Here is a 15,403-nt window from a genome sequence, read left to right as displayed (position 1 = left end):
AAAGTTTTTATATCGGATGATTTATGGCAGGATAGCGCCCTTCTGAAACTTAGTGCTCCTTCATTCCCGTTGAGGAGCCGCCCGGAAACCTGTTATGAGCTTCTATGCTGTGATCATTCTGGCCTTTGGCATGTCGATGGACGCCTTCGCCGCCGCAATAGGTAAAGGTGCCTCGCTGCATCGCCCACCGATGAAAGAGGTGCTGCGCACCGGTCTGATCTTCGGCGTTATCGAAGCCATTACGCCGCTTATCGGCTGGGGCATCGGGCTGGCGGCCAGCCAGTTCATTATGAACTGGGACCACTGGGTAGCGTTTACGCTGCTGTTCGTGCTGGGTGTTCGGATGATCGTTGAGGGTCTGAGTAAAGAGGCTGAGCAACCGGAAGCGGCACCCCGTCGCCACGGTTTCTGGCTGCTGGTGACCACCGCCATAGCGACCAGCCTTGATGCCATGGCCGTAGGGGTAGGCCTTGCCTTTCTCCAGGTCAATATCGTGGTGACGGCACTGGCGATTGGCGCCGCGACGACGCTGATGGCGGCAAGCGGGATGCTGCTGGGCCGGTTCCTCGGCGCGAAAATCGGCAAATGGGCAGAGATCCTGGGCGGCGTTGTGCTGATTGGTATCGGCAGTTCAATTCTGGTCGAGCATCTGGGTTTACTGAACTAAAGCCGAATTCTTTCGCTTTCGGGCTGACAGATCCCCACAGGGGAATCGATCGCGGGCGCGGTTATGCTGCGCCCCGCTTTTTGCCCTTTCATTCTGCCATCTCTTACCCCACCACTCACTTTTTGCCAGGGATCACCCCATGTTTCTGACGTTGCTTTATACCCTCTTCCCGGTCAGTGCCGCGATCGCCGGTGCCGGGGCGGCACTGTTTCGCCAGCCCGGTGAAAAAACCATGAGCCTGATCCACCATTTTACCGCCGGCGTGATCTTCTGCGCCGCAGCGACCGAAGTGCTGCCCGGCCTGAAACAGCATTCGATGCTGGCTGTGGTCTCGGGCGGCATGACCGGTGTGGCGCTGATGATGCTGATCCAGCACTACGGAGAGAAAGCAGCCAGTAAATCGGGCATGCTGATCGCTATTGGCATCGACATTTTTATCGATGGCCTGGTGCTGGGGATCAGTTTCGCAGCGGGTGCCAGAACCGGCATCATGCTGACGCTGGCCCTCACGCTGGAAATCCTTTTTCTCGGGCTGTCGGTGGTGGACGATCTGAAATCGATGCTGGGCAGCAAGGTTAAGGTGCTTCTGGCGGTGGCGGGTATCGCACTGCTGCTGCCGATAGGGGCGATGCTGGGCACGCCGGTGGCGCATCTGGGCGAGTTCTGGCTGACCTACTTCCTCTCATTTGGCCTGGTCGCGCTGCTTTATCTGGTGACGGAAGAGCTGCTGGTTGAAGCCCACCAGGGCGATCGCGACACCCCGCTGGGCACCGCCATGTTTTTTGCCGGATTTATGATCCTGATGCTGATTGAGGAGGGGATCTGACGCCGGGCCTTCAGGTGTTTAGCGGGAAGATAGCTGTCGCCGCCCGTATCGGCGGCGACAGCCCGTTTTTCGTTAGCCCGCATTGCGCTCGAAGTGGCTGTTGACAAAGGCACGACAGCGTGGCGACACCGGGTCGAGAAACACCTGTTCCGGTGAACCTGACTCTTCAATGATGCCCTGATGCAGAAACACCGCTTTATTCGACACGTCACGGGCAAAGCCCATTTCATGGGTCACGATAATCATGGTACGCCCCTCTTCCGCCAGGCTGCGGATCACCCGCAGCACTTCGCCTACCAGCTCCGGGTCGAGTGCTGAAGTGGGCTCATCGAACAGAATCGCCTTGGGCTGCTGCGCCAGCGCCCTGGCTATCGCCACGCGCTGCTGCTGTCCGCCGGACAGCTGCGACGGCCAGGCATCGCGCTTCGCATAGAGACCCACTTTGTGCAGCAGGGCTTCAGCCTCTTCGAGTGCCTCTTTATGGCTGCGCTTCTGCACATGCACCGGCGCTTCGATGATGTTCTGCATTACCGTTTTATGCGGCCACAGGTTGAAGCTCTGAAACACAAAACCGAGTTGCATTCGCATCAGCTTGATGCGGCGGCGCTGCTCGCGGCTCAGTTTCTCTTCGGCGTTATCCAGCGTCACGCTGACCTCACCTACCGCGATCTCCCCCGCCTGCGGCACTTCAAGAAACGGGATGCAGCGCAGCAGCGTGCTTTTACCCGAACCACTGGCACCAATCAGCGAAATCACATCGCCATCCTGCGCGGTCAGGCTGATGTCGTGCAGCACTTCATGGCCGGCATAACTCTTTCTGAGATGACTCAGCATGATAGTAGGGGCGGTCATGAGCGAGCTCCAAAATAGTAAGGTGATAAGCGTCGTTCCAGCATCGATACCCCTTTGCTGACCAGCATGGTGAGGATCAGATAGATCACCGCCGCGCTCAGGAACACCTCCAGCGCCCGGAAAGTGGAAGAGACAATCGAGTCGGCAATGCCGGTCATCTCCATCAGGCTGATGGTGCTGACCAGCGAGGTCGCTTTAATCATTGAGATGATTTCGTTGCTGTAGGCCGGTAGCGCCTGACGGATGGCAATCGGTAAGGTGATGCGGGTGAAGATCTTGTACGACGACATGCCGGAGACTTTTGCGGCCTCCAGCGACTGCTGACTGACGGCACGCAGCCCGCCGCGCAGGATCTCCGAGGTGTAGGCGGCATCATTGAGGATCAGCGCCAGCAAGCCGCACCAGTAGGGATCACGCAGCAGCGGCCAGAACAGGCTCTCGCGCACCGCCGGTAAGCTGCCCAGTCCGTAATAGACCATGAAGATCTGGATCAGCAGCGGCGTGCCGCGAAACAGCCAGACGTAGAAGCGGCAGAACAGGCTGCCGACGCGCGTCATGCGCAGCAGGTTGAGCAGCAGCGCCAGCACGCCACCCCCCAGCAGCGACAGCAGCGCCAGGTTGACCGTCAGCGGCAGCCCCTTCAGCAGCGCCAGCAGCGTCTGCTGTAAAAAGATCATATCCACGTGGACTCCTTACCCCTTCACGCGCTGTTGACCGCGCATCGCAAATTTTTCCACGTAGCGGAAAACCATATCGGAACAGGTGGTGATAATCAGGTAGATCACCGCCCCCACGCTGTAGAAGAAAAAAGACATCTGGGTGGAGTTGGCCGCGGTTGAGACCTGATTCATGGTTTCCACCAGCCCGGTAACGGAGACCAGCGCCGACTCCTTGATGACCGATTGCCACTGGTTGCCCATGCCTGGCAGCGCGGTGCGTAACGCCTGCGGCACAATGATGCGGCGAAACATCATCAGCCGTCCCATGCCGGTCACGGTTGCCGCCTCCAGCGTGCCGCCCGGAATGGCGTAGAACGCGCCACGAAACACCCCGCTCTGATAGGCCCCGGAAATCAGCCCGATGGCGATCGCCCCGGCGACAAAACCGTTCACATCGAACGGTCCCTGGAAGCCCAGCGCGGTGCCGACGGTGGAGACCACCTGGCGGCCACCAAAGTAGAACAGGTAGATCACCAGCAGCTCCGGTACGCCGCGAAACAGCGTGATGTAGCCCGCGGCCAGCCGCTGCTGCCAGCGCGAACCGGCAATCTGCATCCAGCACAGCACGCTGCCCAGCAACGCCCCCAGCAGCCAGGCGCAGAGCGATACGCTGACGGTGACGGCGGCCGCGTTCAGCAGCACCCCGCCCCAGCCCTCGTCACCAAAGCCAAGCATCTGCCAGTCAATATTCATCAGCATCAGCCGTTACGCTTTTGGCGCGACATCTTCGCCAAACCACTTAATTGAGAGTTTGCTCAGCGTCCCGTCTTTGATCATCGACTCCAGCGCCTGATTCAGCGCCTGTTGCAGTTCGCTGTTACCTTTACGCAGGCCAATCGCGGAGCCCGCGCCCAGCACGCCACCGGTGAAACCGTAGCCGCTGCTGCTGATCGCCTCGCTCTGTTTTTTCACAAAGGCGTTGAGGTTGGTGCGTGAAGCCATCACCGCGTCAACCCGGCCATTCATCAGGTCGGCAAAGGTCTCAGGGCCAGCCTGATAGGTGCGGATCGTGGCGACATCTGCGAGATATTTCTGCAAAAAGTCCGCCTGGATGGTGGCGACCTGCACCGCAATGGTTTTGCCTTTGAAGGTGGTTTTCAGGTCGTCGATCGCTTTTTTCATCCCGGCTTCATCATCCGCCGCCACAACCGTGCCGCTGCCGGGCAGCGTTGCCAGTGAACTCTTTTTCCCGGTGACAAAGCTGGAGATGCTGACGGTGTATTGATGGGTAAAATCGATCGCTTCGGCGCGTTTCGGCGTTACGGTCACTGCATCGACCACCGCGTCATATTTGCCGTCAATCAGTCCGGGGATCATGCCTGACCACTTCTGCGCGATGATTTCATATTTAAAGCCAGCGCGCTTTGCCAGCTCCGCCACCATATCGGGCTCATAGCCAACGATTTTGCCGCTCGGTGTGGTCTGGTTGAACGGCGGATAGGCCGCTTCGGTGGCGAACTTCAGGGTGCCGAAATCTTTCGCCTGACTGAAGGCGGATGTCGCCAGTAGCGCCACGGTCAGGGAAGCCGTGAACAGACGGTTACGCATCATCATATAAACCTCATTTTATTATTAACAGAGCAGATCAATGGCAAGGCGGGTGAGCGCCTGCGTCCCGGCGGCAATGCTGCTTTCGTCCGGCTGATAGTCGGAGTTATGCAGATGATCGTCACGGCCCGGCGTAGCCGATCCAATGTGGATCTGGCAGCCCGGCACACGTTCCGTAAACAGTGAAAAATCTTCGGCCCCGAAGCTGGCGCTGGGTTGCGCGATAATCGGCTGATCAAACTGATGCGACAGGATCGTTTCCAGGGCGTCAATCAGGCGGTCATCGTTCATCAACGGCGGTACGCCATGCTGAAAGTTCACCTCCACGCGCACGTTCTGCGCCAGCGCGACGCCTTCGCACATCCGTTTAAACGAGGCTTCCATCGCTGCGCGCACCTCGGGCGATTTGGTACGGATAGTGCCCTGGAACAGGCAGCTGTCAGGAATGATGTTGTGAGTGGTGCCGCCCTGGATGTGTCCGATGGTTAACACAGCGGAATGGGCGGGATCGCGTTCGCGTGAAATAATCGTTTGCAGCTGGCTGATAAGGTGGACGGCGGCGATAATCGGATCGCTGCCCAGATGCGGACGCGCCGCGTGGGTCGATACGCCATGCACCGTCACGTCAAACTCGTCACTGGAGGCGGTGCTGGCTCCCCGCGTCAGCGCTACTTCACCCGCGGCCAGTTCCGGTTTGTTGTGCAGGGTCACGGCCCAGTCGATGCCATCCGCCGCGCCATCGGCGATCATCGCCGCTGCGCCGCTCTCAGGCGTCTCTTCAGCTGGCTGGAATATCAGCCGGACCCGGCCTTTAAGCTGCTGGCGATAGTGCGGCAATATCGTCGCTACGCCCAGCAGCGTAGCGGTATGAATATCGTGACCACAGGCGTGCATTTTGCCGGGATAGCGGCTGGCAAAGGGCAAACCGGTCTGTTCATGGATCGGCAGCGCATCCATATCCGCACGCAGCAGCAGCGTCTTGCCCGGCTCCGCCCCCTCTATATCAACCACCACCCCGCTGCGGCCCACGCCGGTGCGCGGCGTCAGTCCCAGCTCATGCAGATACTGCGTGACCAGGCTGGCGGTACGCAGCGTGTCAAACCCCAGTTCCGGGTGCGCGTGGATGTCGCGTCGTATCGCCACCAACCGGGATTCGAGTTCATTAACTCTGGCTTTTATTTCCCTGGCCAGCAGTGCTTTTTCCTGATTCATAGCAGCCCCGGCAATATGAGGTCGGCAACCTTTGCAGACCCAAATTTTTATCTCACCCTGATGTCGGGTATTTATGACCGTTTATTTATTCACAGCACGTCGCAGAAAGCAACGCGCAATAACCGGTGAGAGAGAGTTAAAAATCAATAAGATAGAATTATTTATTGGAAAGCCGTATGAGATAACCCTGCATCAGCAATAATATTAATAATCCCTTGTATGAAATTACTTTCGCTACTGAAGCGATTGAAATTTCCTTTTTCCATTGGTCTCCAGACATTATTTTCGTTGAAACGAGTAGCGTGTTCAGCGGACATAAAATAGCGGTCAGATTGACTTTTGCTGCTCAGCAGGAAGGGCACGTCATCAGCCTGCGTCTGCCGTGCGCCGGACCTCGCCGCACAAAAACCTGAACAAAAAGAGTGCGCTGCCGGTTCTGCCCTCTGACCTGACGCAAGGTGATGATGCCAGCGCGTCATCTATACTGCACCCTGTCTTTGCTGAAGGAGTCCCGACATGGAACTGCGCTGGCTTACGCTCTGGCCGCCCCTGGCACGGGTGCTGTTTATTCTTACCTCGCTGACTATCGTGCTGACCGGCCTCTATCTGGCCGCCCCGCTCATTAATCAGGTGTTACTGGCGGTGATGCTGGCGATCATGCTCGATCCGCTGATTTCCCGGCTGGATAGCCAGCGCATACCGCGTCTGCTCTCGTCGCTGCTGATGATTGCTCTGATGCTGCTGATCCTGGTGTTCACTACCCTGAAACTCACCGCCCTGACGCCTGACCTGGTGCAGCTTAGCCGTCAGGCACCGGCGCTGCTCGCGGCCCGGCTGGAGCAGCTGACGCAGGCTTTCTCCCGGCTGGATGGGGGTATCACGCCCGATCAGCTGCTGACCTTTGTTGATGCAGGTGCCCTTGTTCGCGTCGTGACCGCTTTTCTGACCCAGATCCCCGGAGTCATCTCCTGGTGGATCATGGTGTTCCTGATGCTGCTGTTTATGCTCTATGAGATGCCGCTGCTGAAAACCGCGCTGCAACAGCGGGTTGAGGGGAAAAATCGGGCTTTTTATCTGGCGCTGCAACAGGGCATCCAGAGCGTGATTGTTTACGCCAGGGTTAAAACCCTGACCAGTATTCTCGGCGGCTTGATCGTAGGTATTGGTGCGCATCTGCTCGGACTGAAGTTTGCCTTTTTCTGGGGGGTGCTGATGTTCGTGTTCAACTATGTGCCGGTACTGGGATCGTTTATTGCGGCCATTCCGCCCGTTATTCAGAGCTACATCCTGTTTGATTTGCAGGTCGCGCTGGCGGTGGCGGGCTTTTTTATGGTGCTGAATCTCTGCCTGAGTTCGGTGATTGAGCCGCTGCTGATTGGTAAACGACTCGATCTGGCGCTGACCACGCAGCTGCTGGCGTTTCTGTTCTGGCAGGCGTTACTGGGGATAACTGGCGGGATACTGGCGATTCCGCTGACCTATCTGCTAAAGAAGGTCCTGCTGGCGGGCTATACGCCGCAGGAGCAGCAGATGGAATTAAATCAGTAGCGGTTGCCCGACAATAGCGGTGACGCGGGTAATGAAAATGGGTTTTATTTTGTAAGACATGACCGGCCCCTTCAGGGCCAGTCCATGACTCAGGCAACAGACGCAGGACGGGTTTGCCAGCTATCAGCATAAATAATATTCCCATCCAGATAATGCCATGTAATTTTCTCGTATCGGAATTCTACAATTTCCATGTGATTAAATTTCTCTTTACGGGTATCCTTAATATCCTGCATTACCGGCATCAGATTGACGACCTTTACTTTTTCGAGAGTAACATTAAAATACTCTTCTTCCTGGCCGGAATAATTAATGCGATAAAACTTTAACGTTGCCGAGTTAAGTGTCTGCCCGGTCGTTAACGCTTTATAGAGGAATGAGGAAGATGAGTCGATTTCTTTCTCAATCATATACGCCATATGCTGGCGTGTGCCGGTAAGCTTACCGCTGAAACTGTCAGCAGGAATAGTGACCATATGGTGCAGGCCCAGCACTTCGATGTCACCTTCACGGCCCTTTACATCAACAGAGCCCTTGATTAGATTACCACCATCGTCTTTTAATACTAAATAAACCGGGATAGCCATTTTTAATTATCCTCGTTAAATCCGTCTGAGGTTCCAATCACGTTGATCATCCTATCCATACACGCCTTTCCTGATGGCACCTTATAAAGTGCCCGTATGGCATCCACGACATATTGATTCAGCTGCGGCTCAGTCATACTGTAAAAGGGCAAGCCGCATACTTCCTTCAGGCTAAGCGGGTTATACCGTTCAGTGATAATGCTCAGAACACCAGCAGGATTACGAGGGAGAGCAAATCCAATTGCTTCACTCAGCGTTTCCGCTGAGTCCGCATCACTTCCCGGTGCAAGCAGGGCAGCGACGTTCAGCCAGCGCTGGTCTCCCTTGCCAATTTTCGCGGTAACATATTCCCATTCCTGCTCATCATTAGCATATAAACCTGAGATGACGGTCTGGGCACCCTTCGCCTTAATCTGCTCTGTCAGTTGCTGTGCAGTGGGATGTGCAGCCGCAAAAACAGAGAGGGAGAAAAGACAACAAGCGACTCTTTTTTTCATCACCGCACCACCAGTATTGAATCACCACTGTTTACGATTTGCTGCCTGCGAGCCACACCATCAATAATAATGCAGCCCTGAGATGCGGCGTGCACCCCGGACTTTTTACCACCGTGAATACGAAAATTATCGCGACCGAAGGTATCCGTCCCGAGAACCGGATGTAAAATAATAGTCACTTTTGTTACTGTGTCATGCGATCCCACGATCCTGTAATGGCCTTTTGGAATAGGCCCGATGCTTCTTTCCCGCTCCATTGCCGGATTATTTTCCCCTGGACCTGCGCCGCTATATCCCTGGGCAAAAAAAGCGCCATTATGGCTGAGTATCCCGGTGCGTTGATTGTATTCCCACGACATAATCTTTCCTTTTATTATGTGTCATATCCGGGCAAGGTTACGCTCTATCTTTTGAACGATCTTTAACCGGGATCAAACAGGATTAAATGGCAGACACCGCAAGCACGACCTCCGCTGACAATTAGTATCAAGCCTGGCTGAATATTAACGAATCCGGTAACGCTGTCTGAATATAAATCAGGTCGTCTCTGGATAGCACCAAAATGCGCTGATGCTGCCCGGCTGATTTAACACTTATTTTTTATTACTGGCAGGACACCACCAGCGGAGGAATATCAGAACAGATAAAGGACCCGTTTGACTGTGGAGATACCTGCTCAGCGTTAAAAGGGCATACTGAACAGGCTTCTGCACCATATTTACCGCGATAATCTCCCGCTGTTGCAGGAAATTAACGGGTCTCTAGTGAATCCCCAGCAACCGCAGCAGTGCCGTCATCATCGCGGCACCCAGAATAATCACAATCAGCGGCGCCCGACGCCAGGCCAGCAGCAGCGCAAAACCCACGCCCGCAACCCGGGCAACACCAGCGAAGTGCTGGCCTTCAAACAGCGTGGAGGTCGCGGCTACCGCTAACAGCAATACCGTCGCGGCGTCTGACAGCATCTGCTGAGTTCGTTCGCTGATGGGCAGCCGGTTTCCCAGCCTGACGCCTGCAAATCGCATCAGATAGGTTCCCAGCGCCAGCACGGCAATGCCCGCGATAATCATCATCTGATGGCTCATTTACGCGATCTCCATGTCAGCAGGCCAAGCAGTGAGAAAAGCACCGGCATACCCGCCGGTACCAGCGGTGTCGCCAGCAGTGAGAGCAGCGCGCCAACGGTGGCGGGGATCCGGGTACGGCGCTGGCGCAGTGCCGGGAAGATCAGGGCGATCAGAATCGCCGGAAAGACCGCATCCAGCCCAATCACCGAGATGTCAGGGATAAACTGGCCAATCGCTGCCCCGGTCATTACGCTGATCGGCCATATTAAGCCAATACCGATGCCGCAGAGCCAGTAGGCACTGCGACGCTGCGCCAGCTGTGACTGGGAGATGCCAAACACCACGCTTTCGTCATTCATAATGTGACAGCCGAACCAGCCCGCAGGGCCGTGACCGACCAGATCTTTTACCGCAATACCAAATGGCAGATGACGCGCATTCACCAGCAGCCCGGCGGCGGCGGCGGTAAAGGGAGAGCCGCCACCCGCCACAATCCCGATAAACAGGAACTCTGAGGCACCCGCCAGCACCAGGGTCGACAGCGCCAGCGGCACCCAGAGCGGGAACCCGTCGGCAGTGGCCAGCGAACCATAAGACAACCCCACTATTCCATCAGCCAGGCAGACCAAAAAAATGGCTTTGATCACTCCTTTGTCCAGCAACTGCATTTGCGGAAAAAGCATCACCTAATCTCATAATGAACGTATAATCCGATATAATGAACAGCGTGAGCCTGTTTGACAACCCGAACGTTACGTTCGATTTAAAAAACATTTTTTCATCAGGAGCGCGTTTGAAAACCCCTATCAGTATTATCGCCGATGCGCTGGTGCGCGAACGTCAGCGTTCCGGCCTGTCACTGACTGAAGTAGCGCGTCGTGCCGGAATCGCCAAATCGACCCTGTCGCAGCTGGAAGCGGGTCTGGGTAATCCGGGCATTGAAACCCTGTGGTCGCTCTGCGTGACGCTCAATATCCCGTTTTCGCGTCTGATGGAGCCTGAACCGTGCCGGATGCAGGTGATCCGCCGTGGCGAAGGCCCGTCCGTGACCGCTGATCTCGCCGATTATCAGGCGGCGTTGCTGGCCGCCTGTCCACCCGGTGCCCGGCGGGATATTTATCTGCTGGAGGTGCAGCCTGGCAGCGATCGTCTTTCGCAGCCCCACTCCCCCAACACGATTGAGCACATTATTGTGGCTAAAGGCCGCGCGCTGGTGGGCCCGGTTGACGCCGCCGTGGAGCTGGAGGTGGGAGATTACATCACCTATCCCGGCGATGAACCTCATATTTTTCGGGCGCTGGAAGCGGATACGCTGGCGCTGCTGGTGATGGAGCATTCCTGATCAGGTTGTGTTCAGCTTAAGCCGGGTCTGCGCGGGCGTCAGGTGATGGATCACCTGAACCTCACTGTTCAGCGTGATGGCCGGGTAGTGTTCCCGCATGCCCTCCAGCATGACCGCATCCGGCCATTCCGCCTGTTTGCCGAGGGCCGCCGCAACGTCACGTAACAGCAATGTATCAACGCGCGTCACCCATACCACCAGCGAGTCATCGGGGTCCTGCTGATTCACCAGCCTCAGCGGACCGGTAATGACATCGCCCTCCTGCCACCGTATTGTCGATGTTTTCTCGCCCTGCCTGACCGCAGGCATCAGGCGTGGGACAAGAGTAAGCTGCTGCATCTTTTCTCCTTTTCATGCCGGTTACTGGCTGCGGCAATCGTTGACGCCAGCCGGTGGCTCCGTAATAGTGAAATAGCCCGGCGGGTAGCGTCACGCCCGCTGACACTCAAATCCAGATTATGGAGTTGCCGGATATGCCACAACGTATTGCTGTTATTGGTGCAGGTGTGCTGGGTTTAGCCGTCGCACAGTCGCTGGCCCGCCGTGGTGCACAGGTCACGGTGTTCGATAAAAGCTACCCCGGCAGCGGAACCAGCCAGATCAGCTATGCCTGGGTTAACGCCAACGGCAAAGATCCCCTCAGCTATCATCAGCTGAATGCGGCCGCCATAGACGAGCATAAACGCTGGCAGGCGGCACATCCGGCTGCGGCGCGCTGGCTGCTGGAGACCGGCACGCTGGAGTGGGCTGCGAAGACGCTGACCCGGCAGCAACTGGAACTGCGCGTGACTAAGCTGCACACCCTGGGTTATCCGGCAGAAATGCGTGACCGTGCCACGCTGCTGAAAACCCTGCCGGAACTGAGGCTGGATCCCCGGATAGAACAGGGCTGGTTTTTCTCTTCGGAGTGTCTGCTCTATCCTGGACTGTTTATCGCCTCTCTGCTGGCCGAACTGCGGGCGCAGGGCGGCCAGCTGATTAGCAACAATGAAGTGATCGCGCTGAACGAATCGGCTCAGGAGGTGCGTCTGACCCTCGCCAGCGGTGATGAATGGCGCGGCGATCAGCTGGTGCTGGCCACCGGTCGCTGGGCGCCTGAACTGCTGACGCAGTACGGCCTGGACCTGTCGATGACCGATGCGAATCGCGCCGATCCGGTCGCATGCAGTTTTCTGGCTTCTACTCAGCCGCTGCCGGTTCAGTTGAACTGCAACCTCATCACCCCGGAACTGAACGTGCGGCCGGACGGCGGTGGACGCCTGATGCTCCAGGCGCTGGATCTGGATCAGCATGCCGATCCGGCGCGGCCGGTGGCCGTGGATGGGCTGATTGGCAGAGAGTTGCTGCGACGCCTGCGTCGGCTGTTTATTAACTGCGAAGGGGCGAGGATCGAACGGATTGAAACGGGACAGCGCTCGCGTCCGGCGGACGGACTGCCTGCGCTCGGCTATGTCAGCACGTCAGATCGCGTCTATCTGATGGTGAGCCATAGCGGCATGACGCTGGCTCCGCTGCTGGGCAGGCTGGTGGCAGAGCAGATGCTGAGCGGCACAGCGTCACCGATGCTGAGTGCATTTACACCGGATCGGTTGCTGCGTCCGCTCAGTGCGGTAGCGAAAAACGCGCCAGCTTATCTTCCGGCGGCGCAGTAAGGCTTAGCGCCGGTTTTTCCAGACGGTCTGCACATTACAGAATTCGTGCACACCGAAGTGCGACAGCTCACGCCCATAGCCGCTTTTCTTCACACCACCAATGGTGACGCGCGGATCGGACGCACCGTTACCGTTGATAAAGACAGCGCCGACTTCAAGTTGCCGCGCCAGCCGATCGGCCACCTCTTCGTTACCGCTCCAGAGGGTGGCGCTGAGGCCGAATTCGCTGTCGTTAGCGATCTCCAGCGCATGCTGTGGATCCCGCGCCACAGCAATCGCCGCAACCGGTCCGAACAGCTCCTGCCGGAAAGCGGTCATGCTGCTGGTGACGTCCGCGAGAATGGTCGGCGCGTAGTAGTTCCCCTGCCCTGCCACTTTCTCGCCACCCAGCACCAGCCTTGCACCTTCACTGAGCGTGGCTTTTACCTGTCCGTCCAGCTCATCGCGCAGATCGGCGCGTGCCATCGGTCCGAGGAAAGTCTTTTCATCCAGCGGGTCGCCCATGGTTAACGCCTGAACCGCCGCGGTGAAACGCTTTTCAAACTCCTCAGCAACGGGCGCTTCGATAATAAAGCGCTTCGCCGCCATGCAGACCTGTCCGGTATTCTGGAAACGCCCGATTACCGCTGATTTCACCGCTTCATCAAGGTCGGCATCCGCCAGCACGATAAAGGGATCGGATCCGCCCAGCTCCAGCACGGTTTTCTTCAGTGCCGCGCCGGCCTGGGCTGCAATAGCCGCTCCGGCGCGAACGCTGCCGGTTACCGCAACGGCAGCAATCCGGTCATCTTTAATTGCGACGGAAACACCCTCGTTGTCAACGTTGATCAGACTGAAGCCGCCTTTCGGCAGATCGGTCGCTTCAAACAGCTCAGCCATCAGCATGGCGCTTCCCATGACGTTGGGCGCGTGTTTCAGCAGATAGGTATTGCCTGCCAGCAGCATACTCACCGCGCCGCGCAGAACCTGCCACAACGGGAAATTCCACGGCATTACGGCCAGGATTACGCCCAGTGGATGGAAGCGCTGCCAGGCATCGGCAATCTGGGTAGGCTGATCGGCCAGCATTGCCGGACCATGTTCTGCGTACCAGTCACACAGGCTGACACATTTCAGGACTTCAGCGCGAGCCTGGGCAATCGGTTTACCCATTTCCAGCGTGATAGTGCGTGACAGATCGGCTTCACGCAGGCGGATCTGTTCAGCTAACTGACGCAGTACGCGAACCCGGTCGCTCATGCTGCTCTGACGCCAGGCAGAGAAAGCGCTGGCGCTCTGTGCCAGTACCTGTTCAAGTTCAGCACTGTTCTGTAGCGGGTAGCGGGCAAGAATCTCACCCGTTGCAGGATTTTTTGAAATAGCGAAATCAGTCATCGGGACGTTTCCTCGTTGCGGAAGTGATAGAGAAACGATACGCCCTGTAATTGATGATGAAAAATGAATAATAGTGAGGAAGTTATTTCTGGTTAGAGAATTCAGAGGATTTCATGCTGTTATTTATCGCTGCACGCACTCGCTTCTGTTTAGAGGTTTTAACAGGGGTTACTGATGCTGAAGAGGAAGTGACTGAGCCGGTTATCCACTTATACAGTGACCAGATCCTAAAAAACGATCCTTAATAGATCATAAAGAGATCCTAAGAGATCCCCGATCGTCGCAGGCCGCACCCCACAAGGGCTGAAAGGGTGATCGTGTTCACTGTAATCAGTAAAGTGTTCACTGTAATCAGTACTTTATTCACTGTACCAGGTAGAATGTTCACTGTAAACAGTGCTAATGTTCACTGTAGTCAGAAAACGATCCCTTTCATCCACAGAATGAAGATCTTACGCCATGGCAGATAAAGACAACGAAAACAAAGCGTTACTTGAACCTTTTCTGTCAGTGACCAAAAACAGTGGTGAAGTTATCCAGCTTCATCCCAACAAGAATAATACCGTTCAGCCGGTCGCTTTAATGCGGCTCGGATTGTTTGTGCCGACCCTGAAATCGACGGCACGCGGTAAATCCGGGGCGATGGCGTCGACGGATGCCACCAAAGAGCTGAAAAACCTCACGCTGGTGAAAGCGGAGGGTTATGAGAAGATTACCATTACCGGCGCGCGGCTGGATATGGATAACGATTTCAAAACCTGGGCGGGCATTATTCAGTCTTTCTCCCGCTATCCCACTAAAGGCGATACGGTGACGCTGCCGTTTATCGACTTCGTTAAGATGTGTGGCATTCCCTCAGCAAACTCGTCGGCCGCCCTGCGCAAGCGTCTCGATGCCTCCCTGCGACGCATCGCCACCAACACTCTCTCTTTTGAGGGTAACGGCAAGGCGTATCATACTCACCTTGTGCAGTCAGCCTATTACGATCGTGAAAAAGATATTGTGCGTATTCAGGCGGATCCCAAACTGTTTGAGTTGTATAACTTCGACCACAAGGTGCTGTTGCAGCTTCGGGCAATATCCCGGCTGAAGCGTAAAGAGTCGGCGCAGGCGCTCTACACCTTTCTGGAAAGTCTGCCCACCAACCCGGCTCCTATCTCCCTTGCCCGGCTGCGGATGCGCCTTAACCTCGGCTCCAAGACCACGACGCAGAACCATGTGGTACGCCGCGCCATGGAGCAGCTGAAAGAGATCGGTTATCTCGACTATTCCGAAGTCAAACGTGGCCGTTCGGTGTTCTTTATTATTCATAGCCGGACGCCCAAGCTGGATGGCATCGGTAATCTGGAGAGCATTGACTCACTGGATGAGATTGATTTCGAGGATTGACCCGTACTGTTCACTGTAATCAGTATTGCGCGTGGCACTGTCACTTCTTGCATTAAGGCGATGTTGTGCTAGCGCTTACTCCGTTCACTGTAATCAGCTTTGTCACCCGTTCACTATAGTCAG

Annotated in this window: 19 protein-coding genes; 6 read left to right on the top strand and 13 right to left on the bottom strand. The window is 56.3% G+C overall.

Annotated features, from left to right (window positions below; all coding sequences use genetic code 11):
• The first annotated feature begins 94 nt into the window (after positions 1-94).
• A complete protein-coding gene (gene mntP / locus ACCW71_RS07765; protein WP_436370609.1) occupies positions 95-667 on the top strand; it encodes a manganese efflux pump MntP in 573 nt (190 codons plus the stop codon).
• 139 nt (positions 668-806) lie between these two features.
• Positions 807-1,493, top strand: coding sequence for a ZIP family metal transporter (locus tag ACCW71_RS07760; RefSeq protein ID WP_436370608.1), 687 nt, complete (start codon positions 807-809; stop codon positions 1,491-1,493).
• Positions 1,494-1,565: 72 nt separating this feature from the next.
• On the opposite strand, the gene ACCW71_RS07755 is transcribed toward ACCW71_RS07760, so the two are convergent.
• The 6 genes from ACCW71_RS07755 to ACCW71_RS07730 all read right to left on the bottom strand — a co-directional run bounded on the left by ACCW71_RS07755 (position 1,566) and on the right by ACCW71_RS07730 (position 6,303).
• Positions 1,566-2,345, bottom strand: coding sequence for an ATP-binding cassette domain-containing protein (locus ACCW71_RS07755; RefSeq protein ID WP_436370607.1), 780 nt, complete (start codon positions 2,343-2,345; stop codon positions 1,566-1,568).
• Complete coding sequence (locus tag ACCW71_RS07750) at positions 2,342-3,028, bottom strand: ABC transporter permease (RefSeq protein ID WP_436370606.1); 687 nt, start codon at positions 3,026-3,028, stop codon at positions 2,342-2,344. The genes ACCW71_RS07755 and ACCW71_RS07750 overlap by 4 nt, the downstream gene beginning before the upstream one ends.
• Before the next feature lie 9 nt (positions 3,029-3,037).
• Positions 3,038-3,763, bottom strand: a complete 726-nt coding sequence (locus ACCW71_RS07745) for an ABC transporter permease (protein WP_436370605.1) — start codon at positions 3,761-3,763, stop codon at positions 3,038-3,040.
• 6 nt (positions 3,764-3,769) lie between these two features.
• Entirely contained in the window at positions 3,770-4,618 is an 849-nt protein-coding gene (locus ACCW71_RS07740; RefSeq protein ID WP_436370604.1) for a substrate-binding periplasmic protein, read from the bottom strand.
• Between the two features lie 18 nt (positions 4,619-4,636).
• Positions 4,637-5,824: a M20 metallopeptidase family protein gene (locus tag ACCW71_RS07735; RefSeq protein WP_436370603.1), complete on the bottom strand. Its 1,188-nt coding sequence runs from the start codon at positions 5,822-5,824 to the stop codon at positions 4,637-4,639.
• Positions 5,825-5,985: 161 nt separating this feature from the next.
• The gene (locus ACCW71_RS07730) at positions 5,986-6,303 is read right to left on the bottom strand and encodes a hypothetical protein (protein ID WP_436370602.1); all 318 of its coding nucleotides are present in this window, start codon (positions 6,301-6,303) and stop codon (positions 5,986-5,988) included.
• A 37-nt stretch (positions 6,304-6,340) separates the two neighbouring features.
• Between ACCW71_RS07730 and ACCW71_RS07725 the strand changes: the two genes are divergently transcribed.
• On the top strand, positions 6,341-7,372 hold the full coding sequence (locus ACCW71_RS07725) for an AI-2E family transporter (protein WP_436370601.1): 1,032 nt from the start codon (positions 6,341-6,343) through the stop codon (positions 7,370-7,372).
• 89 nt (positions 7,373-7,461) lie between these two features.
• Here ACCW71_RS07725 and tssD read toward each other — a convergent pair whose 3' ends face one another.
• The 5 genes from tssD to ACCW71_RS07700 all read right to left on the bottom strand — a co-directional run bounded on the left by tssD (position 7,462) and on the right by ACCW71_RS07700 (position 10,206).
• Positions 7,462-7,959, bottom strand: coding sequence for a type VI secretion system tube protein TssD (gene tssD, locus ACCW71_RS07720; protein WP_436370600.1), 498 nt, complete (start codon positions 7,957-7,959; stop codon positions 7,462-7,464).
• Positions 7,960-7,961: 2 nt separating this feature from the next.
• Positions 7,962-8,456 carry a hypothetical protein gene (locus ACCW71_RS07715; protein ID WP_436370599.1) on the bottom strand — a complete coding sequence of 165 codons (495 nt, stop codon included), beginning with the start codon at positions 8,454-8,456 and terminating at the stop codon, positions 7,962-7,964.
• The gene (locus ACCW71_RS07710; RefSeq protein WP_436370598.1) at positions 8,456-8,815 is read right to left on the bottom strand and encodes a tlde1 domain-containing protein; all 360 of its coding nucleotides are present in this window, start codon (positions 8,813-8,815) and stop codon (positions 8,456-8,458) included. The genes ACCW71_RS07715 and ACCW71_RS07710 overlap by 1 nt, the downstream gene beginning before the upstream one ends.
• Positions 8,816-9,217: 402 nt before the next feature.
• Entirely contained in the window at positions 9,218-9,541 is a 324-nt protein-coding gene (locus tag ACCW71_RS07705; protein WP_436370597.1) for an AzlD domain-containing protein, read from the bottom strand.
• Positions 9,538-10,206: an AzlC family ABC transporter permease gene (locus tag ACCW71_RS07700; protein ID WP_436370596.1), complete on the bottom strand. Its 669-nt coding sequence runs from the start codon at positions 10,204-10,206 to the stop codon at positions 9,538-9,540. The genes ACCW71_RS07705 and ACCW71_RS07700 overlap by 4 nt, the downstream gene beginning before the upstream one ends.
• Before the next feature lie 110 nt (positions 10,207-10,316).
• On the opposite strand from ACCW71_RS07700, the gene ACCW71_RS07695 reads away from it, so the two are divergent.
• Positions 10,317-10,865: a helix-turn-helix domain-containing protein gene (locus ACCW71_RS07695; RefSeq protein ID WP_436370595.1), complete on the top strand. Its 549-nt coding sequence runs from the start codon at positions 10,317-10,319 to the stop codon at positions 10,863-10,865.
• Here ACCW71_RS07695 and ACCW71_RS07690 read toward each other — a convergent pair whose 3' ends face one another.
• A complete protein-coding gene (locus tag ACCW71_RS07690) occupies positions 10,866-11,204 on the bottom strand; it encodes a hypothetical protein (RefSeq protein WP_436370594.1) in 339 nt (112 codons plus the stop codon). It lies immediately after the preceding gene.
• 134 nt (positions 11,205-11,338) lie between these two features.
• Here ACCW71_RS07690 and ACCW71_RS07685 point away from each other — a divergent pair, with 134 nt between their 5' ends.
• Entirely contained in the window at positions 11,339-12,517 is a 1,179-nt protein-coding gene (locus ACCW71_RS07685) for an NAD(P)/FAD-dependent oxidoreductase (protein ID WP_436370593.1), read from the top strand.
• A 3-nt stretch (positions 12,518-12,520) separates the two neighbouring features.
• Here ACCW71_RS07685 and ACCW71_RS07680 read toward each other — a convergent pair whose 3' ends face one another.
• The gene (locus tag ACCW71_RS07680) at positions 12,521-13,891 is read right to left on the bottom strand and encodes an aldehyde dehydrogenase family protein (RefSeq protein WP_436370592.1); all 1,371 of its coding nucleotides are present in this window, start codon (positions 13,889-13,891) and stop codon (positions 12,521-12,523) included.
• 459 nt (positions 13,892-14,350) lie between these two features.
• On the opposite strand from ACCW71_RS07680, the gene ACCW71_RS07675 reads away from it, so the two are divergent.
• Complete coding sequence (locus tag ACCW71_RS07675) at positions 14,351-15,280, top strand: RepB family plasmid replication initiator protein (protein WP_436370591.1); 930 nt, start codon at positions 14,351-14,353, stop codon at positions 15,278-15,280.
• The last annotated feature ends 123 nt before the right edge of the window (positions 15,281-15,403 follow it).

The sequence above is a fragment of the Pantoea sp. C2G6 genome, from assembly GCF_051336815.1.
GTDB lineage: Bacteria > Pseudomonadota > Gammaproteobacteria > Enterobacterales > Enterobacteriaceae > Pantoea.
Note: the sequence above shows the minus strand (reverse complement) of the source record. Positions and strands in the feature narration are given on the sequence as shown.